22 protein-coding genes are annotated in these 22,746 nt (G+C 73.2%); 8 read left to right on the top strand and 14 right to left on the bottom strand.

The window, feature by feature from the left end; genetic code table 11:
• Window positions 1–38 precede the first annotated feature (38 nt).
• Window positions 39–767: a GntR family transcriptional regulator gene (locus BM093_RS13075; RefSeq protein ID WP_177238443.1), complete on the bottom strand. Its 729-nt coding sequence runs from the start codon at window positions 765–767 to the stop codon at window positions 39–41.
• A 236-nt stretch (window positions 768–1,003) separates the two neighbouring features.
• Between BM093_RS13075 and BM093_RS13070 the strand changes: the two genes are divergently transcribed.
• Together BM093_RS13070 and BM093_RS13065 are read left to right on the top strand one after the other, a co-directional pair.
• Window positions 1,004–1,453 carry an FmdB family zinc ribbon protein gene (locus tag BM093_RS13070; RefSeq protein ID WP_093342191.1) on the top strand — a complete coding sequence of 150 codons (450 nt, stop codon included), beginning with the start codon at window positions 1,004–1,006 and terminating at the stop codon, window positions 1,451–1,453.
• A 73-nt stretch (window positions 1,454–1,526) separates the two neighbouring features.
• The gene (locus tag BM093_RS13065) at window positions 1,527–2,639 is read left to right on the top strand and encodes a Zn-dependent alcohol dehydrogenase (protein WP_093342188.1); all 1,113 of its coding nucleotides are present in this window, start codon (window positions 1,527–1,529) and stop codon (window positions 2,637–2,639) included.
• 92 nt (window positions 2,640–2,731) lie between these two features.
• Here BM093_RS13065 and BM093_RS13060 read toward each other — a convergent pair whose 3' ends face one another.
• Entirely contained in the window at window positions 2,732–2,947 is a 216-nt protein-coding gene (locus BM093_RS13060; protein WP_093342185.1) for a hypothetical protein, read from the bottom strand.
• A gap of 248 nt (window positions 2,948–3,195) precedes the next feature.
• Entirely contained in the window at window positions 3,196–3,912 is a 717-nt protein-coding gene (locus BM093_RS35905) for an MmpS family transport accessory protein (RefSeq protein ID WP_177238442.1), read from the bottom strand.
• A gap of 73 nt (window positions 3,913–3,985) precedes the next feature.
• Between BM093_RS35905 and BM093_RS35075 the strand changes: the two genes are divergently transcribed.
• Complete coding sequence (locus tag BM093_RS35075) at window positions 3,986–4,672, top strand: hypothetical protein (RefSeq protein WP_143105362.1); 687 nt, start codon at window positions 3,986–3,988, stop codon at window positions 4,670–4,672.
• A 216-nt stretch (window positions 4,673–4,888) separates the two neighbouring features.
• On the opposite strand, the gene BM093_RS13040 is transcribed toward BM093_RS35075, so the two are convergent.
• Together BM093_RS13040 and BM093_RS13035 are read right to left on the bottom strand one after the other, a co-directional pair.
• Entirely contained in the window at window positions 4,889–6,310 is a 1,422-nt protein-coding gene (locus BM093_RS13040) for an aldehyde dehydrogenase family protein (RefSeq protein ID WP_093342175.1), read from the bottom strand.
• A gap of 155 nt (window positions 6,311–6,465) precedes the next feature.
• A complete protein-coding gene (locus BM093_RS13035) occupies window positions 6,466–7,281 on the bottom strand; it encodes an N-acyl homoserine lactonase family protein (RefSeq protein ID WP_177238441.1) in 816 nt (271 codons plus the stop codon).
• 328 nt (window positions 7,282–7,609) lie between these two features.
• Here BM093_RS13035 and BM093_RS13030 point away from each other — a divergent pair, with 328 nt between their 5' ends.
• Together BM093_RS13030 and BM093_RS13025 are read left to right on the top strand one after the other, a co-directional pair.
• On the top strand, window positions 7,610–9,256 hold the full coding sequence (locus BM093_RS13030) for a long-chain fatty acid--CoA ligase (RefSeq protein WP_093342168.1): 1,647 nt from the start codon (window positions 7,610–7,612) through the stop codon (window positions 9,254–9,256).
• Window positions 9,257–9,333: 77 nt separating this feature from the next.
• Window positions 9,334–12,501 (top strand): ATP-binding protein, encoded by a 3,168-nt coding sequence (locus tag BM093_RS13025; protein ID WP_093342165.1) that lies wholly within the window; start codon window positions 9,334–9,336, stop codon window positions 12,499–12,501.
• Here the strand turns inward: BM093_RS13025 and BM093_RS13020 are convergent.
• From BM093_RS13020 to BM093_RS13010, 3 genes are read right to left on the bottom strand one after another with little or no spacing between them, the layout of a single operon-like run.
• Window positions 12,455–13,006 carry an MSMEG_0567/Sll0786 family nitrogen starvation N-acetyltransferase gene (locus BM093_RS13020; protein ID WP_093342162.1) on the bottom strand — a complete coding sequence of 184 codons (552 nt, stop codon included), beginning with the start codon at window positions 13,004–13,006 and terminating at the stop codon, window positions 12,455–12,457. The two genes, BM093_RS13025 and BM093_RS13020, sit on opposite strands and share 47 nt — an antisense overlap.
• Complete coding sequence (locus BM093_RS13015; protein WP_093342159.1) at window positions 13,003–14,184, bottom strand: MSMEG_0568 family radical SAM protein; 1,182 nt, start codon at window positions 14,182–14,184, stop codon at window positions 13,003–13,005. Before BM093_RS13015 ends, BM093_RS13020 begins: the two co-directional genes overlap by 4 nt.
• Window positions 14,181–14,849 (bottom strand): hypothetical protein, encoded by a 669-nt coding sequence (locus BM093_RS13010; RefSeq protein WP_093342155.1) that lies wholly within the window; start codon window positions 14,847–14,849, stop codon window positions 14,181–14,183. Before BM093_RS13010 ends, BM093_RS13015 begins: the two co-directional genes overlap by 4 nt.
• A gap of 133 nt (window positions 14,850–14,982) precedes the next feature.
• On the opposite strand from BM093_RS13010, the gene BM093_RS13005 reads away from it, so the two are divergent.
• From BM093_RS13005 to BM093_RS12995, 3 genes are read left to right on the top strand one after another with little or no spacing between them, the layout of a single operon-like run.
• Window positions 14,983–15,945 (top strand): carbamate kinase, encoded by a 963-nt coding sequence (locus BM093_RS13005; protein WP_093342373.1) that lies wholly within the window; start codon window positions 14,983–14,985, stop codon window positions 15,943–15,945.
• Window positions 15,942–17,501 (top strand): AllF/FdrA family protein, encoded by a 1,560-nt coding sequence (locus BM093_RS13000; protein ID WP_093342152.1) that lies wholly within the window; start codon window positions 15,942–15,944, stop codon window positions 17,499–17,501. The genes BM093_RS13005 and BM093_RS13000 overlap by 4 nt, the downstream gene beginning before the upstream one ends.
• Window positions 17,498–18,667: an MSMEG_0565 family glycosyltransferase gene (locus tag BM093_RS12995; protein WP_093342148.1), complete on the top strand. Its 1,170-nt coding sequence runs from the start codon at window positions 17,498–17,500 to the stop codon at window positions 18,665–18,667. The genes BM093_RS13000 and BM093_RS12995 overlap by 4 nt, the downstream gene beginning before the upstream one ends.
• 90 nt (window positions 18,668–18,757) lie before the next feature.
• Here the strand turns inward: BM093_RS12995 and BM093_RS12990 are convergent, their stop codons facing one another.
• The 6 genes from BM093_RS12990 to BM093_RS12965 form a co-directional block, all read right to left on the bottom strand.
• Window positions 18,758–19,159 carry a nitrile hydratase accessory protein gene (locus BM093_RS12990; protein WP_093342145.1) on the bottom strand — a complete coding sequence of 134 codons (402 nt, stop codon included), beginning with the start codon at window positions 19,157–19,159 and terminating at the stop codon, window positions 18,758–18,760.
• The gene (nthA, locus tag BM093_RS12985) at window positions 19,156–19,746 is read right to left on the bottom strand and encodes a nitrile hydratase subunit alpha (RefSeq protein WP_093342142.1); all 591 of its coding nucleotides are present in this window, start codon (window positions 19,744–19,746) and stop codon (window positions 19,156–19,158) included. The genes BM093_RS12990 and nthA overlap by 4 nt, the downstream gene beginning before the upstream one ends.
• Window positions 19,743–20,411 (bottom strand): nitrile hydratase subunit beta, encoded by a 669-nt coding sequence (gene nthB, locus BM093_RS12980; protein ID WP_093342140.1) that lies wholly within the window; start codon window positions 20,409–20,411, stop codon window positions 19,743–19,745. The genes nthA and nthB overlap by 4 nt, the downstream gene beginning before the upstream one ends.
• An 88-nt stretch (window positions 20,412–20,499) precedes the next feature.
• Window positions 20,500–20,985, bottom strand: a complete 486-nt coding sequence (locus tag BM093_RS12975; RefSeq protein ID WP_093342137.1) for an MSMEG_0572/Sll0783 family nitrogen starvation response protein — start codon at window positions 20,983–20,985, stop codon at window positions 20,500–20,502.
• A gap of 53 nt (window positions 20,986–21,038) precedes the next feature.
• The gene (locus BM093_RS12970; protein WP_093342134.1) at window positions 21,039–21,299 is read right to left on the bottom strand and encodes a hypothetical protein; all 261 of its coding nucleotides are present in this window, start codon (window positions 21,297–21,299) and stop codon (window positions 21,039–21,041) included.
• Window positions 21,300–21,301: 2 nt separating this feature from the next.
• Window positions 21,302–22,648, bottom strand: coding sequence for an FAD-dependent oxidoreductase (locus tag BM093_RS12965; protein ID WP_093342131.1), 1,347 nt, complete (start codon window positions 22,646–22,648; stop codon window positions 21,302–21,304).
• Between the last annotated feature and the right edge of the window lie 98 nt (window positions 22,649–22,746).

Raw genomic sequence — 22,746 nt, 5'->3', positions numbered from 1 at the left:
CGCGGCACGGCCGACGGCGCCGGCACTGCGCCCGCGGCTCAGGACCCGGCCGGCGGCTCGTCGTCGACCAGGATCCCGCGCTCGGTGAGCTGGTCGGCCAGCAGCTCACCGACACCCCGGATGTGGGCGGTCATCGCGTCCCGGGCGATCCGCGGGTTGCGGCGTTCCAGACCGCGCAGCAGCGGCAGGTGGTCGTCGGGCGCGGCCGAGGACCAGCCCTCCACCGTCGACCAGGCCCGGAACGGGGCGTGGCGGACCGTGAGGCGCAGCAGCCAGCTGAGCCGGTCGGCCCGCGCCACCTGGTTGATCATGGCGTGCAGGTCCCACTCGATCCGCTCCGAGACCGGGTCGCCCCGGCCGGTGGCCGCGACGAGCTGGTCCTGCAGCGCGTGCAGGGAGGTCATCTCCGCGTCGGTGATGTGCGCCGCGGCGCGGGCCGCGAGCTCCCCGGAGAAGTAGGCCTGGGCGTCGTAGATGTCGACGAAGTCCTGGCGGCTCATCTGCACGACCCGGAACCCGCGGCCCGGCCGCAGCTCGACCAGCCCCTCGCCGGACAGCGACATCAGCGCCTCGCGGACGGGGGTCGCGCTGACGCCGAACCGGTCGGCGAGGTGCTCCGTCCGCAGCGCGTCGTTGCCCCGCACCTCCCCGCCGACGATCATCTCGCGGACCCGGCGGGCGACCTGCGGGCTGAGCCGCTGGCCGGGGTCGATCGGTACCCCGAGGCCCTCCTGCGACTCCGCGGAGCCGTCCACGCGCTCGCTCACCATCGTTCCCCCGCCCCAGCCTTCCGTCTCGCCCGCCGTCGCGGGCACCCTCCGGCCACCTCCGGCCGGGCGGAGCCCCACGGTCCACCGCTCCACGTAACACCATCACGTCCGGTCCCCGCCGTGCCGTCCCACTCCCCCGCCGGCGCGGCCGAGCGCGCCCCGTCCTTGCCCCGCACCCAAAACTCTATAGAATCGTGCCGGACGGAGCGAGCGATCTGACGAAGGAGTCGGCTGTGCCGGTCTACGACTACGCGTGCGCCTGCGGGGTGCGGTTCGAGACGATGGTCCCGTCCTGGAGCTCGCCCGCTCCGGGCTGTCCCTCCTGCGGCGAGCTCACCCGGCGGCGTCCGCCGTCGCCTGCGGTGCACGGTCGTGCGGCGCCGCCGGCGGCCATGTCCACGGCACCGCAGTCGTGGGAGGGACTGAACAACGGTGACCGCGACACGATCACTCACTGGCGGCGCCGGATGGACGCCCGCCAGGAGTTCGAGTCGCGCCACCCCGAGCACGCCGAGCACCGCGACGCGATCGCCGCCCACGAGGGCGCGTTCGAGCGCCGTCCGCTCACCTACAAGGAGCTCGCGGCGCGGGCGGCGACCTCGAAGGACGCCGGCACGGCGGCCGCCGAGGCCAGCCGGGCGCGCAGCGGCGCAGGCACGACCACCACCGGGGCCGGCGACTGACCGTCGCACCGGCGCACCCGCCACCGACCCCCAGCGCGCGGCCCGCACCGGGCCGCGGAACGGAACGAGGAACATGAAGACGACCGCGGCTGTGATCCACGAGGCCGGGAAGCCCCTCGAGCTGGTCGAGCTCGACGTCGCCCCGCCCGCCGAGGGAGAGGTCCTGGTCCGCTACACGCACGCCGGGCTCTGCCACTCCGACCTGCACGTCATGCAGGGCGACATGAAGGGCTGGCTGCCACTGGTGCTCGGGCACGAGGGCGCGGGCGTGGTGGAGGACGTCGGACCGGGTGTCACCCGGGTCGTCCCGGGCGACCACTTCGTCTGCTCGTTCATCCCGAGCTGCGGGCACTGCCACTGGTGCGCGACCGGCCAGCAGGCGATCTGCGACATGGGCGCCAACATCATGCGCGGCTTCCTGCCGGGCGAGAGCTGGCCGCTGTCCGGGCCGGCGGGGCGCTACGGCGCGATGTGCATGCTCGGCACGTTCAGCCAGTACGGCGTCATCCACCAGTCCTCGGCGGTCCGCATCGACCCGGACCTGCCCCTCGACAAGGCCGCGCTGGTCGGCTGCGGGGTGCCCACCGGCTGGGGCGCGGCCACCCGGGCCGCCGACGTCCGCCCGGGCGACACCGTGCTCGTCTACGGCACCGGCGGGATCGGGATCAACGCCGTGCAGGGTGCGCGGCACGCCGGCGCCCAGTACGTGATCGCGGTCGACCCGGTCGCGGGCAAGCGGGAGGCGGCACTGCAGTTCGGCGCCACCCACGCGGTCGGCACCGCGGACGAGGCCCGCGAGCTGTCGTTCTCGCTGACCCACGGGGTCGGGGCGGCCAAGGCGATCGTGACCGTCGGGATCATGACGGCCGAGGTCGTCTCGGAGGCGTTCGACGCCATCGGCAAGGCCGGCGTGGTCGTGCTGGTCGCGCTCGGCGAGTTCGACGCGCGGACCATCGACGTCTCCGGGACCGTCGCCACGCTGTGGAAGAAGACGATCCGCGGCAGCCTGTTCGGCGACTGCAACCCGACCACCGACATCCCCAAGCTCCTGGGGCTCTACCGCACCGGGGACCTGCAGCTCGACGGGCTCGTCACCAAGACCTACTCGCTGGACCAGGTCAACGAGGGCTACGCCGACCTGGTCGACGGGCACAACCTGCGCGGGCTGATCGTGCACGAGCACTGAGACACGTCCGCTCCCCGGCGGTTCGGCCCCGCCTCCCGTACCCAGGAGGTGGGGCCGATCTTCTTCCCCCGGAAGAGCATCGTGCCCGGCGGTCAGCTCGCGTTGCCGGCCGCGGCGTCCGCCCGGCACTGCGCCGTGGTCATCCCGGTCTGCTCCCGGCACGCACGCAACGCGTTCCGCTGCGCGACCTCGACGGACGACGCCGACTGCTGCTCGGCGTACTCACGGGCCTGCTCCGGGGCGGCGTCGGCGGCCTCCACCGCCGCTGTCACTGACTCGGCCGCGCCCACGGCCGCCTCGACCGCCATGCCTGACCGGTCGGCGCCACTTCGGCCTGCACGCAACCAGGCAGTTGGAGCTCGTACTGCGGGTGGACGGGACGATGCCGGCACACTTCGATAACCCGCGTCCCGACACAACAGTGACCCCGGCCTGGCCGAAGCCGGACCGGGGTCGGGAGGTAGGTGGCGCCCGGCCGGTCAGGTTGTACGTGACTACTCCATGAACCCCGGCCGGGCGCCGGAACGAGAGAGTAGCCGTAGGTGGTGCTAGCCGGTCAGCCGGCGTTGCAGGTGACCACCGCGAACTGGCCGGTCGAGGTGTTCTCGGCCAGTACCTCGCCGTCGCGGGTGATCCGGCACGAGATCGAGTTGTAGCCGTCCCCGGCCTGCGCGGTCAGCGTCGCGATCTGGAACGGCCCGTCGCTGAGCTCGACCGTCTTCGACCACGGCAGGTCGGCGTCGGTGTCCTGCGAGATCTGCATGCTGTCCCCGCTGGTGTAGGTCACGCTCGAGCCCGGACCGAACCCGGTGGCCGTGCCGCCCTTCTTCCCGGTCACCTCGTAGGTGATCCCGGTCGAGGCGGGCTCGGCGGGCGCGGGCGCCTCCACCGGAGCAGGCGCCGGGGCGGGGGCCGGGGCGACCGGGGCGGGCGCCGCGGCCGGGGGCGCCACCGGCTCCGGTGCCACCACGTCCTCGGCGATGGGCGCGGCCGCCGTCGCGGTGTCGGTGGGGTCGTCCCCGCCGGCGCCGTTCACCATGCCGATCACCACGAGGACCGCGAGCACACCGACGACCCACTTCCACTTGCCGCCCTTCTTGCGGGGCGGCTCCGGCGGCGCCGGGGTCCCCGCGGGCTGCCCGTGCGGCGGCTGTCCGTGCTGCGGCTGCCCACCGGGGGCGGCGTGCCGACCGGACGCCCACGGCGCCTGCTGCGGCTGCTGGTTGTAGGGGTACTGCGGCTGCGGGCCCTGCGGGCCGTATGGAGTAGTCACACCAGCTGAGTCCCAGGCCAGCCTGTTTTCGTTACCCGGTCCGGTTCGGATACCCAGAACTGATGATGTAGCCGTGAGCAGGCGTAACGGCCCATCTCGCACCGCCGATCGCAGCGATGTGACTACTCCATCCGCACCCAACCCTCAGCCCGGCCCCGGCTCCCCCGCGGCACTCGCACGAGCTCGCCGCCCGCACCGCCTCACTGCACCGCCGCCCCCGGCGCCCGACGCGATCCCTGCCCAACGGCAGACCCCGCCGCCCACCGGGCCGCCGCCGTCGCCGTCACCGGAGACGCCGCCGTCGCCGCAGCCGGAGCCGGCCCGCCATCCGGCGCTGACCGACCGGACCCGCCGCCGCTACCTCTACATCGGGCTCGCGCTCGGCGTCCCGCTCGCGCTGTTTGCGGTCCTCGCCGCGGTCATGGGCGCCGCCCCGATCCGGGTGACCGGCACCCTCACGCTGACCCCGAATAGCTACTTCACCAGCAACTACTCCTACACCTCGCCGTGCACCACGGCCGGATACAGCGACATCACCGGCGGCACCCCCGTCGTCATCCGCGACGCCGACGGCCGCATCTCCGGGATGGGCGAACTCCGCTCCGGCCGCCGCAGCGGCCCCTCCTGCGTCTACAGCTTCGACGTCGACCAGGTCGACCGCTCGGACTACTACAGCGTCGAGGTCGCCCGCCGCGGCGAGGTCACCTTCACGGCCGAGCAGGTCAACACCGGCAACGTGCACCTCACCCTCGGGGGATGACGCGCGCTCAGCTTCCCCACCCCGGGAGCCGGCACCGCCCTGGATCCCGGGCGACCACGCCGCAACCCGCTGCACCGGCCCGACCTCGTCGCCGCCGCGACGGCCCCGCAACCCCGGCCTCCCACCGAGCGAACCCTGGCGGGGCCCGTGCCCAGCGCCGGAACGACGACGGGGTCCGGGCCCGCACCCGGATCCGGACCCCGCCGTCGTCGTCGCTCAGAGCTGGATGGACTTGATCTCCTGGTACTCCTCCAGGCCGGCCGTGCCCATCTCCCGGCCGACGCCGGAGCGCTTGTAGCCACCGAACGGCGCGTACGGGTTGTAGGCGCCGCCGTTGACGTCGATCTGACCGGTGCGGACCTTGCGGGCGAAGGCCAGGGCCCGGTCCTGATCGGCCGACCAGACCGCGCCGTGCAGGCCGTACTCGGAGTTGTTGGCGATCGCCAGCGCCTCCTCCTCGTCGCGGTACGGGATCACCGAGAGCACCGGGCCGAAGATCTCCTCCTGGGCGATCGTCGAGCCCGGATCGACATCACCGAACACGGTCGGGGCCACGTAGAAGCCCTTCTCCTGCCCGGCCGGGGCCTCGGCGCCGCCGGTGACCAGCCGCGCACCCTCCTCGACACCCCGGGTGATGTAGCCGCGGACCCGGTCGCGCTGGGCCGCGGACACCATCGGGCCCAGCTTGGTCTTCGGGTCCTGCGGGTCGCCGGGCACGAAGCCCTCGGCGGCGGCCCGGGCCAGCTCGAGCACCTCGTCCTGGCGGTCGGCCGGGACCACCATCCGGGTCCAGGCCGTGCAGGTCTGCCCGCCGTTGAGGAACGCGTTCGCGACGCCCATCTTCACCGCGGACCCGAAGTCGGCGTCGTCGAGCAGCACGTTCGCCGACTTGCCGCCGAGCTCGAGGGTCACCTTCTTCACCGTGCGCGCGGCCAGCTCCGCGACCCGGGAACCGGCGCGGACCGACCCGGTGAACGAGACCATGTCGACGTCGTCGTGGGTGGCCAGCGCCTCGCCGATCGTCGGCCCGAGGCCGTGCACCAGGTTGATCACCCCGGGCGGGAAGCCGGCCTCGTCGATCGCCTCGAACAGCTGCCGCACGACCAGCGGCGCGACCTCGCTGGGCTTGACCACGACCGTGCAGCCGGCCGCGAGCGCGGGCGCGATCTTGGCGGTGATCTGGTGCAGCGGGTAGTTCCACGGCGTGATCGCGGCGACCACGCCCACCGGCTCGCGCACGATCAGCGAGTTGCCGACCTTCTGCTCCGGCTCCTCGTTCCCGAGGATCTCGACGTAGGTCGACACGTCGGTCTGCGGCAGCGCGGCCTGGATGCGGCTCGCGATCCGCATCGGCGTCCCGACGTCACGCGCGATCGTCGCCGCGATCTCCTCGGCGCGGGCCGCGAGGCCGTCGTGCAGGCGCTGCAGGTGCCCGGCCCGCTCGGACGGCGGTGTCGCGGCCCAGCCGGGGAACGCCGCACGGGCCGACTCCACCGCACGCGCCACGTCCTCGGTGGTGCCCTCCGGTACCGCCCCGATGACGTCCTCGGTGGCCGGGTCGATCACGGGGACGGTGCCGCTGCCGGTGCTGTCCACCCACTTGCCGTCGAGGTACAGCTGCTCGGTCGGGGTGCTCATCGATCACTCCTTCGGCCGCGATGCAGCCACGGGGGGCGACCCGGCAGACACACGGGCCGCACGAACTTCCGGCCGGAATTCTATAGAGTTTTTGTCTTCGGACCAACTCGCCCACGGTCCGGGCCGGCGACCCGCGCCGGCCCGGACGCGGCGGATCAGGTGTAGCTGTTGCCCGGGCCGAGCTTGAGCTCGGTGAACTGCACCGGGTCGTGACCGAACACGATCGTCGCGTCGGTCCGCTCCTGGATCGAGCGGATCTTCTCCACCGAGTTGAACCAGGCCACGGTGTCGTAGACGATGCCGGCCGCGATCGGGGGCGGGCCGTAGCTCTCACTGCGGTACAGCGAGTCGGACGCGAAGATCATCGTTCCGGAGTCGGCCAGGTCCACCTGCAGCGACAGGGTGCCCCAGGTGTGGCCCGGGGTCCGCAGCAGCGTGATGCCGGGGAGGATCTCGGTGTCCTCGTTGATCGTGGTGAGGTCGAGCCCGTCGTAGTCGGACTTGATGTGCGCGCCCTTGTTGTAGCCGTCGAAGCCGAACGCGCCCTCCTTCTCGGCCTCGTCGACCAGGATCGTCGTCCCGGTGCCGTTCCAGAACTGGGCGTTCGCGGCGTGGTCGAGGTGCAGGTGCGACAGCAGCAGGTAGTCGATGTCGCCCGCCTCGATGCCGAGCTGCTTGAGACGCGAGTCCAGCCACATGTCCTCGGTCGTGGCGTCGACCGGGAAGAACTGGTCCAGGCCGGTCGGCCCCCAGCGCTCCACCCAGTCCCGCGGCACGCCGGTGTCCCACAGCAGCTTCTTGCCGTCCGGGTGCTCGATGTAGACGGCGTGCGTGGGGACCTCGACCCAGTCCTTCTGCTTGTCCGGGTTCGAGGCGCTCGCCATCCGCGACGGGTCGATCAGCAGCCACGTCAGGTCTGCGTGCATCGTGCCGGTCGGCAGGACCGTCACCTTGATCTTGTCGTCTGCCACGTCCAGAACCTCCTCCTCGTTGCGGTAGGTGCTGGGGCCCGGCGCCCGTGGGCGCGACCGGGCACCCGGCCCGGCAGTGACCCGGACCATAGGCGGTGAACGTTCCACATTCCATAGAATCATGTCAACACGACGATCTGCCGCCGCGTCCCGCGATGGCCTCGGCGTCCGTTTCCTCGCCGATGACACCGCGATGACCAGCCCATGGAGTGACATCGGCCGGTGAAGCAGGCACGCTCACCGACAGATGCGCGGATCACCTTGACAGTCGAGAATTCTATAGAGATAGTCCGACGCGGCCCAGGTCACACCTCAGGAGGGTTGCTCGATGGAGAGCTTGATGATGGACCGCCAGCTGCTGCTCAGCTCCCTGCTGTGGCGCACCGAGCGGCTCTTCCACGACAAGAAGATCATCACCAGGATCGGTGACGGGCAGTACCACGAGTACACCTATCGCGAGTACGGCACGCGGGTACGCAAGCTCGCCAACGCGCTGGGCAGGCTCGGGATCGGGCACGGCGACCGCGTCGGCACGCTCGGCTGGAACCACTACCGCCACATGGAGACCTATTTCGGTGTCCCCGGCACCGGCGCGGTCCTGCACACGGTGAACCTGCGACTGTTCCCCGAGCAGCAGCGCTTCACGATCAACAAGGTCTCCGACAAGGTCCTGATCTTCGATCCGGACCAGCTCGCGCTCGTCGAGGAGCTCGTGGACCTCGGGATCCCGACGGTCGAGACGTTCGTCGTGTTCGGCGACACCGTGCCCGAGACCCGGCTGTCCAACGTGTACAGCTACGAGGAGCTCATCGCCGCCGAGTCCGACGAGTACGAGTTCCCCGAGTTCGACGAGCACGACGCCGCCGCGATCTGCTTCACCTCGGCCACCACCGGTGACCCGAAGGGCGTCGTCTACAGCCACCGCGGAATGGTGCTGCAGGCGATGTGCCTGGCGATGCACGACAAGCTCGGCATGAGCGAGGACCAGGTCTGGCTCGAGGTCGCGCCGATGTTCCACTGCAACGGCTGGAACATCCCGCACACCGCGCTGCTGCAGGGCAGCACGCTGGTGCTGCCGGGCGCGCACCCGCAGCCGCTCGACTACGTCCGGATGGTCTCCGACCTGAAGGTGACCGGCATGAACGCCGCCGTCACGATCGGGACGCTGATGCGCGACGCGGTGCACACCTCCGGTCAGGACTGGGACCTCAGCAGCCTGCGGACGATGTGGCTCGGCGGCCAGGCGCCGTCGAAGGCGATCATGAACTGGTGGGCCGAGCAGTACGGCACCTACGTCACGCAGGGCTGGGGGATGACCGAGAACACCCCGCAGATCTGCTTCTCGGCGATCAAGAGCACGCTGCGCGAGAGCGCCGGCGACGACGAGCTGCTGGCGCTGCGCCAGAAGCAGGGCCAGCCGATCCCGCTGGTCGAGATCCGGATCCTCGGCCCGGAGGGCGAGGAGCTGCCGTGGGACGGCGAGAGCGTCGGCGACTTCTGGGTCCGCTCCCCGTTCACCGCGAGCGCCTACTACGAGGACGAGCGCACCGCCGAGAACATGGTCGGCGGCTGGTTCCGCACCGGTGACGTCGGCGCGATCGACGGCGACGGCTATGTGATCCTCAAGGACCGCTCGAAGGACCTGATCAAGTCCGGTGGCGAGTGGATCTCCTCGATCGACCTGGAGAACGCGCTCATGGCGCACCCCAAGGTCCGCGAGGCGACCGTGGTCAACATCCCGGACGAGAAGTGGCTCGAACGCCCGCTGGCCTGCGTGGTGCCGACCGACGACTCGCTCACCGAGGACGAGCTGCGCACCCATCTGGCGGTCGACTTCGCGAAGTGGTCGATCCCGGACCGGTTCCTGTTCGTGCGGGAGGTCCCGAAGACCGGGGTCGGCAAGTACGACAAGAAGGTGGTGCGCTCGCTCTACACCGACGGCGGGTTCGACGCGGTCGAGGCGAAACTGGGGTGACCGTGAGTGGCTATCGCGGCTCTGACCGCGATAACCACTCACGGGCGGCGGAGCCGCGCACGGATAGAGTGACGACCATGCAGGACGGCGTCGTCCAGGTGAGGCTCATCGGTTCCCTCGCGGTGACCGGTGACCTCGCCTCCCCGGTGCCGAGCGGCCGTGCGAGCCGGCTGCTCGCGATGCTCGCCGCCCGTCAGGGCGAGTTCGTGCAGACCAGCACGCTCGCCGACCGCCTCTGGCCACAGCGGACACCGAGCGACCCGCTGCGCAACGTCGCGTCCCTGGTGAGCCGGCTGCGCCGGTCGCTGGGCCGGGAGCGCATCGACGGCGGCCCCCGCGCCTACCGGCTCGTGCACGACCGGCGGACGACGGTCGACCTGGTGGAGGCCGCGCACCTCACGGCGCTGGCCGAGCGGGAGCTCGCGCACGGGCACTCCGGGCCCGCGCTGCGCAACGCCGGACACGCCGTCCGGCTGCTCGACGCCGGGCCGGCGCTGGCCGACGAGCCGGACAGCGACTGGAGCGACACGGTCCGGGACGATGCCGAGGGGGTGCTCGACCGGGCCCGGCGCTGCCGCTGGGCGGCGGCCCTGGACACCGGGGAGCTCGAGATCGCGCTGGAGGAGACGGCGCGTGCGCTCTCGACGAACCCGCTCGACGAGCAGGCGGCCCGGGCGGCCATGCGGGCGCACGTGTCCCGCGGCGCCCCGGCGGACGCGATCGCCGTCTACGAACGCCTGCGTACGGAGCTCGCCGGCCAGCTCGGGCTCGATCCGTCGGCGGCGTCGAACCGGCTGCACCTGGAGATCCTGCGGGGAACGCCCGCCCCCGAGCACGGCGCCGCCGCCCACCGGCCCGGTGCCGGGCCGGTCGGGCGGGACCGCGAGATCGCGACGTTGGCGCGGCTGTGGGACGACGCGGTCCGCGGGCACGGACGGATCGCGCTGCTGCGCGGCGAGACCGGCATCGGGAAGTCCACGCTCGGCGCCGCGGTCGCCCGGCGGGCCGAGGAGTCGGGCGGTGCCGCGGTGACGGTGCGCTGCGCCGAGGCGGAACGGTCGCTGTACCTGCAGCCGCTCGCCGACGTCGTGCGCGGCGTGCTCGCCCACCACCTGCCGGACGCGGCGGACCTCCTCGGTGACGCGGACCGGCGGGCGCTGACGGTGCTGGTCCCCGAGCTGGACGAGCGGGCGGCGTCGTCCGACGTGTCCGAGATGCAGCACCGGCGCACCGTCGACGCGCTGGCCGGCTTCCTGGGCCGGGTCGCCGAACAGCGACCGCTGCTGGTGGGTATCGAGGACATCGAGAACGCCGGGCAGTCCACCATCGACGCCCTCCACTACCTGAGCGAGCGGCTCGCCGGCAACGCCGTGCTGACCGTCGCGACCGAGAACGCCGGCGAGTACCCGCACCCGACCGCGGGCCTGGAGGACGTGGCCGTCGTCCTCGACGTCGGCCCGCTGGACCGGGCCGCGGTCGGGACCCTGCTCGGCGAGGCCGGGTCGCGGCACGACCTCGACCGGTTCTTCGCCTGGACCGGCGGATCGCCGTTGCTGGTCAGCGAGCTGCTGCGGCACCCGGCTCCGGAACACCCGGAGCACGACGGCCCGGACATCCCGGCGACCCTGCACGACGCCCTGCTGCGGCGTCTGGCCACCACCACCGACGACGTCCGCGACGTGCTCGCCCAGGCCTCGGTCCTCGGCCGCTCGTTCACCCTCGACGACCTGGCCGCGCTCACCGAGCAACCGGTGGAGGTCTGCGCGCAGCGCTGCGAACGCGCACAACGGGCGGGACTGCTCGGCGCCCACGGCGACGACTTCCGCTTCGCCAGCGAGATCCTCCGCCGGATCGTCTACGACGAGTCCCCGCGACCGGTCCGGGCCAGCCGCCACCGCCGGGCCGCCGCGCTGTTCGCCGACCGCCCCGAGGCGGCGGCCGGTCAGCTCGCCGCCGCCGGCGACCACCGGGACTCGGCCCGCGCCTGGCTGCAGGCCGCGGACGCCGCCCACCTCGTGTTCGCCCACGCCGAGAGCGAGCGGATGCTCACCCGCGCGGTCGAGCAGGCCGAGCACGCCGGGGACCCGATCCTCGCGGCCCAGGCCATGCTGCGGCGCGGATCGGTCCGCTGCGACCTGGCCCGCTACGACGACGCGCGCGACGACCACGAGCACGCGCTCGGGACCGCACGCGACCACGGGGACGAGGCGCTCGAGACGAACGCCCTCGAGGCGCTCGGCTGGACCGCGCTGCACGCCCGCGACGCGCTGGCCACCGTGGACCTCGCCGAGCAGGCCGGGTACCTGGCCGAGTCGGCGGCCGCCGCTCCCGGGGCGCGGCGCAGCTCGGTGCTGCTGCTCGGCCGGGTCCGGCACTGGGACGGTGACTACTCCGGTGCCGCGGCCGCCTACGACGAGGTGCTCGCCACCGACGCCGACGACGTGCTGTCCGCCACCGCGACCGCCTACCGCGGCGCCCTGCTGCAGCACACCGACCGGTTCGACGAGGCACGCGTCGCGCTGCTGCAGGCCGTCCGGCTCTGCGCCCGCACCGGGGAGTTCCGGACGCTGCTGCAGAGCCTGTTCTTCTGCGCACTGGCCCGCGGGGACAGCGGCGACTTCGCGGGTGCGCTGCGGTCGCTGGACCGGGCCCGCCGGCTGATCGACGAGGCCGGCGTGAACTACTACCGCGCCGGGATCGAGACCACGACGTCGTGGCTGTGGCAGGAGCTGGGCCGGGTCGACCTGGCCCGCGGGCACGCCGAGCTCGCGGTCGACCTCGCCCGCAGCGGCGGGGGTGCGCTCGAGCTGGAGCAGGCGCTGCACGCGCTGCTCGCCCTGGCCGACTGCGAGCTCCTGGAAGGGCGCGACGACGACGCCGGCAGCCGGGTCGAGGAGGCCGCGACCCTGCTCGAGCTCTCGCTGCCGTTCCGCCAGCGGGCCGAGATGCGGCTGCTCGAGATGCAGGCCCGGTGGCGGCCGGAGCTCGCCGAAGAGCTGCTCGAGCACGCGCGCCGGTTCCAGTCGGCCAAGTACGAGGCGCTCGCGCTGGCCCACCTCGGCCGCGACGCGGAGGCCGCCGCGGCGGCGCGGCGCACGGCCTCCGCCCTGGTCGTCGCCTCGGTGTGCCCGGGGACCGAGCGCGACCCGGCCCTGGAACGGATCCGGGCCGGGCTGCCCCCGGACCTGCGCGAGGACTTCACCCGGCGGGGCCGGCTGCTCCTGCCCCGCCCGGTGCTGCACTGATGTCCCCGCCGGCGCTGACCTCGCCGCCGGGGTGGCGCAGGCCGATCGTCATGGCGACGTGCGGGAAGCCCGCGTAGGTCTCCACTCCCCCGGCCGTCCAGCCCAGGTGTTCGAAGAACCGGCGGTTCGGTGGCTGGACGTGGGCCACCATCCGGGTGCCCCCGCGGGCCGCGGCGGTCGCCACGGCGAAGCGCACCAGCGGCGCGCCCGCCCCGGCCGTCCGGCGTCCGGGCAGGACCGCGAGACGGTCGCCGCGCCACAGGCCCGCGTCGTCGACGGGGTACAGGCGCACCGTCCCGACCGCCTGCCCGCCGAGCGTCGCCAGGACGTGCACCACGTCCGGGCGGGCGTCGTGTGCGTCGACGTCGCTGTCGGCGAACACGCCCTGCTCGGTGACGAACACGGCGTGCCGGATCCGGTGGTGCTCGGCGATGTCGGCGCCGGTGACGACCGTGCAGTGGACACCGGTCGCCGTGCGGGCCGGCGACGGCTCGGCCCGGGTCACGACAGGCTCGCCGGTCGGGGGCCGATCTGCAGCATCGTGGGTTGGCGCTGCACCGCGTCGATCGCCGAGCAGGCCTGGCAGCGGGCGCAGCCGGCGACGGCGTCGTCGGCGCTCATCCCCTGCTCGGTCATGTAGTCGGCCACCTGTCGGTAGACCCCGGAGCTGTAGGTGCTCGACGGCGGCCGAGCGTCCTGCAACAGGCTCCCCGCCACCGGCCGCAGCGGCACCACGAACGGATAGACCCCGATGTCGACGGCCCGCCGGCACCCCTCGACGATCAGCTCCGGGTCCTCCCCCATCCCGAGGATGACGTAGGTGGAGACCCGGCCCCGGCCCCAGAGCTCGACCGCCCGCTCCCAGGTCCGGAAGTAGGTCTCGATGCCGGTCCGGAACTTGCCCGGCGCGACCCGGGCCAGCACGTCCGGGTCGAAGGTCTCGATGTGGATGCCGACGGCGTCGGCACCGTCCATCGCGTACACCTCGTCGAGGATGCTCAGGTCCCGCGGCGGCTCGAACTGGATCTCCACCGGCAGCCCGCTGGCCTGCTTCACCGCCCGCCCGCAGCGGGCGACGTAGCGCGCGCCGCGGTCGGGGGCGTTCGAGCTGCCGGTGGTGAGGGTGACGTCCACGACGCCGTCGAGGTCGCGGGCGGCGACCGCCACCTCGGCGAGCTGCTCGGGCGTCTTGCGCGCGATGGTCGCCCCGGAGTCGAGCGAGAGCCCGATCCCGCAGAACCCGCACTGGTCGGACGTGTTCCAGTAGTTGCACGCCTGCACCACCGTGCTGGCCAGCGAGTCCAGGTGCAGCAGCGCGATCTTCTCGTACGGCACGCCGTCCGCGGTGGTGAGGTCGTAGAAGCGCGGCCGCAGCGACCGGGACACCCCGGCGAGCCGCTGCCCGTCCCGGTAGATCCCGTTGCCGCCACCGTCCTCGGGGCGCAGCACGTACGGGGTCGGCGCCTGCGGGTCGGTCACGGTCGGCACGGTGACCGGCCTGCCCTCGAGCCAGATCATCCCGGAGTCGGTGGGCCCGGCACCGCCGGTACGCGACTCGACCGTGGTCTCGACCCGCACGCCGTGGCTCTGCAGTGCCGCGATCAGCTCACCGAGATCGCCGGTCCCGCCGGCGGTGCCGTCCGCGGTGTCCTGCGCGTCGCGGGTCCCGGGTGCTGCCGTCATGAGCCCTCCATCGGGTCGTGTCCTGCGGTGTCGCGTGCCGGGGCCGCACGCTCGATCTCGTTGCGGCGTGCCGCCCGTGCCGCGGCCCACGCGTCGTGGGTCGCGCACGCCTGTTCCTCGTCCGTGCCGGCGAGCGTGTCCCCCGTGCGGGCGTCCAGCAGCGCCGCACCGACCACGTAGGGCCGGTCGGGGTCGTAGAGGTCCGACGTCGCGACGACGGCCCGCCCGGTCCCGAGGTGCATCTCGACGACCCGCGTCGGTGTCGACGTGAGCGTCACCCAGGTCGCGCCCGCGTCGCGGGCCGCGCCGATCGCGGCGCGCCGTCGCCGGGCCCCGTCCGCCGCGTCGATCTCGTCGGCCCGCATCGCGCAGGCCGCGGCGAGCAGGTCCGGGCCGGGTGCGGCCGGGAGGTCGTCCCCGGCGAGGTGCCCGGCCGGGTCCTGCTCCACCCGCAGCAGGTCCTCGACCGAGTGGGCCTGCGCGCGCAGCCGGTCGAGCAGCCGCCCGACCGCACCGGCGGCCCGCTGGTAGGCCTCGCCGTCGGACAGGGCGACGAGCCACAGGCGGTCCCCTGCCGCGCGCCAGCGACGGCGGACGGCGGCGTGCCCGTCACCGTCCGCCGCAGGCACGGGCGGCGACGGCGGGATCGTCGTCAGTTCATCCATGTGCGCCTTCCGACATGTGCGCCTTCCGATCACGTCGCTGATGTCCGCCACGTGATTCGTACACTATAGTAGATGCCGTGGCGGATCGTAGACGTCAATCGATCGGGCCGGTCGGAAAGTGGGGTGGGCGCTGATGCCCAAGACTGCGGTCGTGGCACTGGGCGGGAACGCCATCACACGGAGCAAGGAGTCGGGCACGCACGCCGAACAGGCGGCGAACGCACGCCGGATGGCACGCGCGGTCTGCGGGCTCCGCGATGCCGGGTGGAACGTCGTACTGGTACACGGGAACGGCCCCCAGGTGGGCAACCTCGCGATCCAGCAGGAGGAGGCCGCCGGCATCGTCCCGGCGCAACCGCTGTTCTCCACCAGCGCGATGTCGCAGGGACAGCTCGGGAGCCTGCTCACCCTCGCGCTGCTGACCGAGGGACGCGGCCGGTTGACCGGGGTGGTCTCCGTCGTGACGCACGTGCTCGTCGAGCCGGACGACCCGGCGTTCGCGACGCCGACCAAGCCGGTCGGGCCGTTCTTCACCGAGGAGCAGGCCGGTGAGCTCGCCGCCCGGCGTGGCTGGGTGGTCGCCCGGGACGGCGACCGCGGCCACCGCCGGGTCGTGGCGTCGCCCCGGCCGGTCGGCATCGTCGAGATCGACGCGATCCGGGCGCTGATCGACCAGCACATGATCGTGGTCGCCGGAGGTGGCGGCGGGATCCCGGTGATCGCGGGCGACCCGGGGCTGGAGGGGATCGACGCCGTCATCGACAAGGACCTCACCGCGCAGCGGATCGCCAGCTCGGTCAACGCCGAGGCCCTGGTGCTCGTCACCGACACCGAGAAGGTGCACCTCGACTTCGGCCGCCCGGACCAGCGGGCGATCACCGAGATGAGTGTCGACGAGGCCGTCAAGCACCTCGAGGACGGCCAGTTCCCCGAGGGCTCGATGGGACCGAAGGTCCGCGCCGCGATCCGGTTCCTGCGCGAGGGCGGGACCACCGCGGTGATCACCACCGCGGAACGTGCCGGACCGTCGTTGGACAGCGGGGAGGACCGTGCCGACGACACCGTCGGCACCCGGATCGTGGGGGCGCGAGGATGACGACCACCGTGACGGTGCTGCGCGACACCTACCTGGACTCGGTCGTCCAGCTGTCCGGGACCCGCGCCATGCGCGCGGTCGCGGGGGTCGAGTGGGCCACGGCCGCGATGGCCACCGAGGCCAACCTCGCCACCCTCACCGAGAACGGGTTCGACCCGGCGGGCTGGGACGGCGCCGGGGCCGGCGACCTCGTCCTGGCCGTGCGTGCCGAGGACGACGACGCCGCGGCCGCCGCCGAGGAGGCGGGGCGCGCCGCGATGTTCTCCGCCCGCGACGACGGTCCCGGGACCCGCGAGGAGGCCGACCCGCGCACGCTCGCCGAGGCCCTCGCGCGACAGCCCGGGAGCACGGTCGCCGTCGTCTCGGTGCCGGGCGACTACGCCGCGCTGGAGACGACCAAGGCACTCGCGAACGGCCTGCACGTCCTGCTGTTCAGCGACAACGTCCCCGTCGAGGACGAGGTCGCGCTCAAGCAGCGGGCGCTGGAGGAGAACCTGCTGGTCATGGGGCCGGGCGCCGGTACCGCGATGCTGGACCGGACCTGTCTCGGCTTCGCCAACGTCGTCGGCGACCCGGCCGCGCGCACCGGCACCGTGGCCGTGGTGGCGGCGGCGGGCACCGGGGCCCAGGAGGCCGCGAGCCTGCTGGACCGTGCCGGGATCGGGGTGCGGCACGTCATCGGGCTCGGCGGGCGGGACCTCACCGCGGCCGTGGGCGGGCCGATGGGCCGGCTCGCCGTCCGGTCGCTGGCCGCCGACCCGGACACCGACGCGATCCTGCTGGTGTCGAAGCCGCCGGACCCCGCGGTGGCCCGTGCCGTACTGGCCGAGGCCGGGGACACCCCGCTGGTCGCGGCGCTGATCGGGCTCGAGAAGACCGCCGACGACGACGATCCGCCCACCGTCGAGCGGGCGTCCACGCTGGAGGGTGGGACGACGGCGGTGCTGCGCCGGCTCGGGCACCCCCTCCCGGACAGCACGGCCGGCCTGCGCGACGAGGTCGCCGCGGCCGTGCGCGACCTTCCCGGGGACCGGCGCCTGGTGCGTGGCCTGTTCTCCGGCGGCACCCTCTGCTACGAGGCGCTCGTCCTGCTCGAGCAGGAGCTGGGTCCGGTCCACTCCAACACCCCGCTGGACGACCGCCACGCGCTGCCCGCACCGGCCGGCGCCCACGTCTGCCTCGATCTGGGTGAGGAGGAGTTCACCCGGGGCCGCCCGCACCCGATGATCGACCCGGAGGCCCGGATCGAGCACCTGCGCGAGACCGGGGAGGAACCCGGGGTGGCGGTCGTACTGCTCGACGTCGTCCTCGGCCACGGTTCCCACCCCGACCCCGCCTCGGCGCTCGCCCCGCTCTGCGCCGAGATCATCGGCCGGGGCGGCCTACGGATCGTGGTCTACGTGCTCGGCACCGAGCAGGACCCGCAGGGCCTCGACCGCCAACGGGCGGCGTTCGCCGAGGCCGGGTGCATCGTCCCGCGGACGGCGGCCCGCGCCGCGCTGGCCGCGGCGGCGATCGCCGCCCGGGCCCCGGAGCTCGTGGAGCGTCCGCTGTGACGGGCCTGGCGCTGGTCACCCACTCCACCTCGCCGCGCGGCGGCATGGTGCACACGCTGCAGCTCGCCGAGGCGCTGCACGCCGCAGGCCACCCGGTGCACCTGGTCACCCAGGGCGACCCGGCGGCCGGTCTGTTCCGCCCGACGAGCGTGCCGTACACCGTGCTGCCGGCCCCGGACCGCTCCGGCACGCTCACCGACCGCGTGCACGCCTCGATCGACGCGCTGACCGCGGCACTCGGTGACCTGGCGGGACGCTTCGACGTCCTGCACGCCCAGGACTGCATCGCGGCCCGCGCCGCGGCCCGGGTGCGCGACGCCGGGGCACCGGTGTCGGTCGTGCGGACCGTGCACCACGTCGACGACTTCACCACCCCGGCCCTGATCGAGTGCCAGAAGGCCGCGATCACCGAGCCGGACCGGGTGCTCGTGGTGAGCCGGCAGTGGGAACGCATCCTGCACGAGGAGTACGGCGTCCCCGCGACCGTCGTGCCCAACGGCGTCGATCCGGGACGGTTCCCCCCGGCCGCCGCGGACCGGCGCGCCGAGCTGCGCCGATCCCTCGGCGCGGACGAGGACCGGTTCGTGTTCCTCTCGGTCGGCGGCGTGGAACCGCGCAAGGGCACCCGGTACGCGTTCGAGGCCCTGGCCCGGCTGCACCGGGCGGGCTCCCCCACCCCGCCGCCGGTGCTGGCGATCGTCGGTGGCCACTCCTTCCAGGACTACGCTGCCTACCGCGAGGAGGCGCTCGCCGCGCTGCCCGGCATGGGCCTGGAACTCGGACGGGACGTCGTCCTGCTCGGCACGCTCGACGACCACACCCTGGCCGGGTGGTACCGCAGCGCGGACGCGCTGCTGTTCCCCTCGGTCAAGGAGGGATGGGGGCTGGCGGTGCTGGAGGCGATGGCGGCGGATCTGCCGGTCATCGCCTCCGATCTGCCGGTCTTTCACGAGTACCTGCAGGACGGGGCGAACGCCCTGCTGCCCGCGGTCGGGGACCCGGCCGCCATCGCCGGCGCCATGCACGCCCTGATGACCGACCCCGCGCTGCGCGAGCGGCTCCGGCGGGGTGGCCGCGCCACCCTGCCCGCGTTCACCTGGCAGCGCAGCGCCGAGGCCCACGCGGCGGTCTACGAGCAGGTGCGGTCGGTGCCGGTGGGGCGCTGATCGGCGCCGACCACGACGACGACGACCGATACGACGACGGCGGGCCCCCGCTTCGGGGCCCGCCGTCGGGTTCCGCGCTCCGGCTACCGGTCAGTGCCCGTGACCGTGGCCGTGGCCGTGGCCGTGGCCGTGGCCGCCGTGGTCGTGGCCCGCCGGTCGTGCGGCGAGCACCGCCGAGTGCGCGGCGACCTCGTCCGCGGCCAGCCGGCCCGACGCCACCAGCACGTCCTCGAGCGCGGCGAGCCAGCAGGTGTAGTAGCGGAAGCCGGGGGCATCGGGCCCCGCCTCGGCCTCCCAGGCGGCGATCCGCGCCACCAGCCGGTCCCGGAACGTGTCCCAGGCGAACACGCCCTGCTCCGAGAGCGAGACCGCCATCCCGAACGCGCGGCTCTCCCACGGCTCGGCGAAGACCAGCTCGCCGTTCGCCCGTGGCGGCGCCGCGGCCCCCTCGACGTCGAGCACGGCCGTCGGCGTGCCACACGTCCCGGTCACGGCGCCCCCACCTCGGCCACTCCGACCATCGCGTCCCGGGTGACCAGGCCGGCCAGCCGCTCGGCGTCCCAGTCCTCGGTGCCGGCCGGGCGCCGGGGCAGGATCAGGTACCGCACCTCGGCACTGGAGTCCCAGACCTCGATCCGGCGGTCGGCGGGCACGTCGAGCCCCATCTCCGCCAGCACCGCGCGGGGCTCGCGGACCACCCGCGACCGGTAGGCCGGGTCCTTGTACCAGCTCGGCGGCAGCCCGAGCACCGGCCACGGGTAGCAGGAGCACAGGGTGCACACCACGACGTGGTGGACGTCCGCGGCCTGTTCCAGGACCACGATGTGCTCGCCCTGGGGCCCGCCGAAGCCCATCTCCTTGATCGCCGCGGTGCCGTCCGCGAGGAGCCGCTCGTGGTAAGCGGGGTCGGTCCAGGCCCGCGCCACGACCTTCGCGCCGTTCATCGGACCGACGTCGCGCTCGTAGGTGGCGATGAACTTGTCCATCACGGCCGGGTCCACGAGCTCGCGCTCGACGAGCAACTGCTCGAGCGCCTCGGTGCGCAACGCCGGCGGGATCCGGTCCGTCGGACCACTCATGAGTCGGGCTCCAGATAGCTCTCGAACAGCTCGGCGTGCAGGGTGAAGTCCTCGGCCTCGGGCCCCCACAGGTCCCGGGACCGGAAGCTCACGGTGTAGACGTGCTGGGCGTTCTCCCCCTCGAACACCGCGTGGGTGTCGGGGAGGACGTGCGCGGGCCGCAGCGCGGCGACCGTCCCGGTCCGGCGCCGCAGGTACAGCGGAAGCTTCGTCGGGCCCGTCGGGTGCAGGTCCCGCGTGCGCACGGTGTCGCCGGCGGCGAACCGGGGCGGGTCGTCCACCTCACGCAAGGAACCGGCCGCCGTCGGCGCGTAGTCCGGACGCCGCGGTTCGGGCAGCGGCGGTTCGGTCACGTCCTCGCCCCGGTTGCGTCGCACCCGGGCGTCGACCGCGCCGGGGGCGAGGATCCGGCTGTCGGTGAGCATCAGCTCGGCGGCGTTGAGCCACCGCCCGTAGTAGCCGTCGCTGAGGTAGTCCAGGGGATGCAACCGCCCCAGCGCGTGGCGGAAGGCGTCCAGGTTCTGCCCGGAGATCCGGCCCATCGTCAGGACCGTCAGCGCGAAGGCACGGCCCTCCCACGTCTCGGCGAAGGGCGGCTCGTCCGCCTCCGGGGCCGGGACCGGTCCGAAACCCTGCATACCGCCCATGTCGGCGATCGAGTCCACCGCAGTTCGCTCCTCTCCTGGTCGCGGCGCCGCGACCGGCGCCGGGCGGGCGCCCGCAGGCACCCGCCCGGCGGCGGACCGGGACCGGTCAGACCGTCCAGGTCTGCATGACCAGTGCGCCCTCGCGCCGGGCGGTGAGCTGGGCGTCGAGCACGTCCAGCGGGTTGATCGGCTTGACGCCCTCCATCATGTCCACCTCGCGCATGCCGTACAGCGCCGCGGCGGAGAAGCGGCAGGCGTAGATCTTGCCGCCCTCGTCCATGAAGGTCTGCAGCTGCTTGTTGTAGCCGAGCGCGCCCGGGAACGCCTCGTCGCCGACCTTCGGGTATCCGCGGGACGCGGAGACCATCAGCGATGCCGGGCCGAACATGACGATGCTGGTGTCGAAACCCTTCCGGCGGACCCGGGTCGCGGTCAGCATGTTGACCAGACCCACCGATCCCTCGAACGGCACGGTGTGCATGAAGATGTAGGCCTTCTCACCGGCATCCGCCTGGATGTCCTCGAAGACCTTGTCCTCGTAGTCGACGATCGCGTCGCCCTTCTGGACCCGCTCACCAACGACCTGAACCACGGGATGCTCCTTTGCGTCGTGTTGCCCGGTGGGCGGCCGCCCACCGTGTGTCGTCAGACCGCCGGACCGGACGGTCGGGGCGGTTCGGCCCAGCTGCGCCGGTGGCTGCCCGGCATCGCCCGCAGGATGCGGTGGCGCATCGGCCACGGGAGGGCCCGGTAGACCGGTGCGAACACCCGCAGCCAGAACAGCTCGGCCGGTCCGTGCGGGGACCGCGGCCGCCGGGTCCCGGGATAGCGGCGGGCGAGCTGCTCGTGCGCGCCCACCATCAGGTAGTGCTCGGAGTTCTCCCGGAGCCACCTGGTGAACCCCATCGTCACAACCTCCCGGCCTTGCGCAGCTCGTCCAGGCCGTTGTTGGCGGCCATCACGATCGGTTCGTTCAGTGCGCCGATCGCCGGGGAGTAGACGTTCTCCATCGTCGCGAGGTCGTGCAGGGTCAGACCGAAGCGGACGGCCGTCGCGAGGAAGTCGGCGCGCTCCTTGATCCCCTCCTGCCCGACCATCTGCGCTCCGATGAGCCGCAGGGACCCGGGTTCGGCGAGCAGCTTCACCTTCACCGGCTTGACCCCCGGGTAGTAGCGGGCGCGGGAGATGCCCTGGGCCTGCCCGAGCACGTAGGGGATCCCGAGGGCGGTGGCCGTGGTCTCGCCGAACGACGCACCACCGATCACCCACTTGCCCGCCGGGGTGCCCCAGGGGACGTACACGGCCCGGTAGGTCCTCGACCCCCCGCCGGCGTTGGTCCCGCCCGTCTTGCCCTGGGCATAGGCGTGGCTGCCGGTCAGGCCCTGCAGCGGCACCCTGGTCAGCCCGTGCGGGATCTCGGTGCAGTCGCCGACCGCGAAGACCCCCGGGGCGGACGTCGCCATCCGCTCGTCGACGACGATGCCGCCGGTCGTGCCGATCGTGAGGCCCGCCGCCGCGGCGAGCCGGGCGTTGGGTTCCTTGTGCGTCGCGACCACCACGAGGTCACAGGGGATCTCGCCGTCGGAGGTGTCCACTCCGGACACGTGTCCCTGGCCGAGGAAGCCCTTGAGGGTGGTGTTGAAGTGCGCGTGCACCCCGAGCTCGCGCCACGACTCCTCGACCGGCGCCATGATGTCGGGGTCGGCCATCTCCGCCAGCGGCCACGGGTGCGGGTCCACCAGGTGGGTCTCGATACCACGGTGTGCGAGCGAGGTCGTCATCTCCACGCCCAGCGGGCTCGCCTCGATCACCACGGCCCGCTTCACCGAGTCGAGGACCTTGTCCCACTCCATCGCGTCCCGGATGTTCTTGACGTAGTAGAGACCCTCCAGGTCGCCGCCGGGGACGCCCGGGTCGGCGTAGTCGAAGCCGGTCGCGAGGACGAGCGTGTCGTAGCCGATCTCCCCCTCGCCGTCGACGGTCACCGTCCGGGCGCCGGTGTCGATCGCGCTCACCCGTGTCCGGTAGTGGACGTCGATCCCGGCCTCGACGTAGGCCTCCTTCGTCGCCAGGAACAACCGCTCGAAGTCCGGGATCTCGCCGCCGTGGACGTAGGGGATCCCGCACGGGCTGTAGGCGACGTCCTCGTACTCGGTGTAGACGACGACCTCGGCGTCGGGCCGGGCCGCCTTCACCCCACCGGCGGCGCCCAGGCCACCGGCACCGCCTCCCACGATCACGGTCTTGTGCGGCACGAGGCCCCCTTCGTCGCTGACTACGATGGACCGGTCGTGAACGCCGGATCCGCTCGCTCGACGGCGAGCTGTTCACCATGGTTGATGTGCGTTTACGA

Source organism: Pseudonocardia ammonioxydans (assembly GCF_900115005.1).
Lineage (GTDB): Bacteria > Actinomycetota > Actinomycetes > Mycobacteriales > Pseudonocardiaceae > Pseudonocardia > Pseudonocardia ammonioxydans.
Note: the sequence above shows the minus strand (reverse complement) of the source record. Positions and strands in the feature narration are given on the sequence as shown.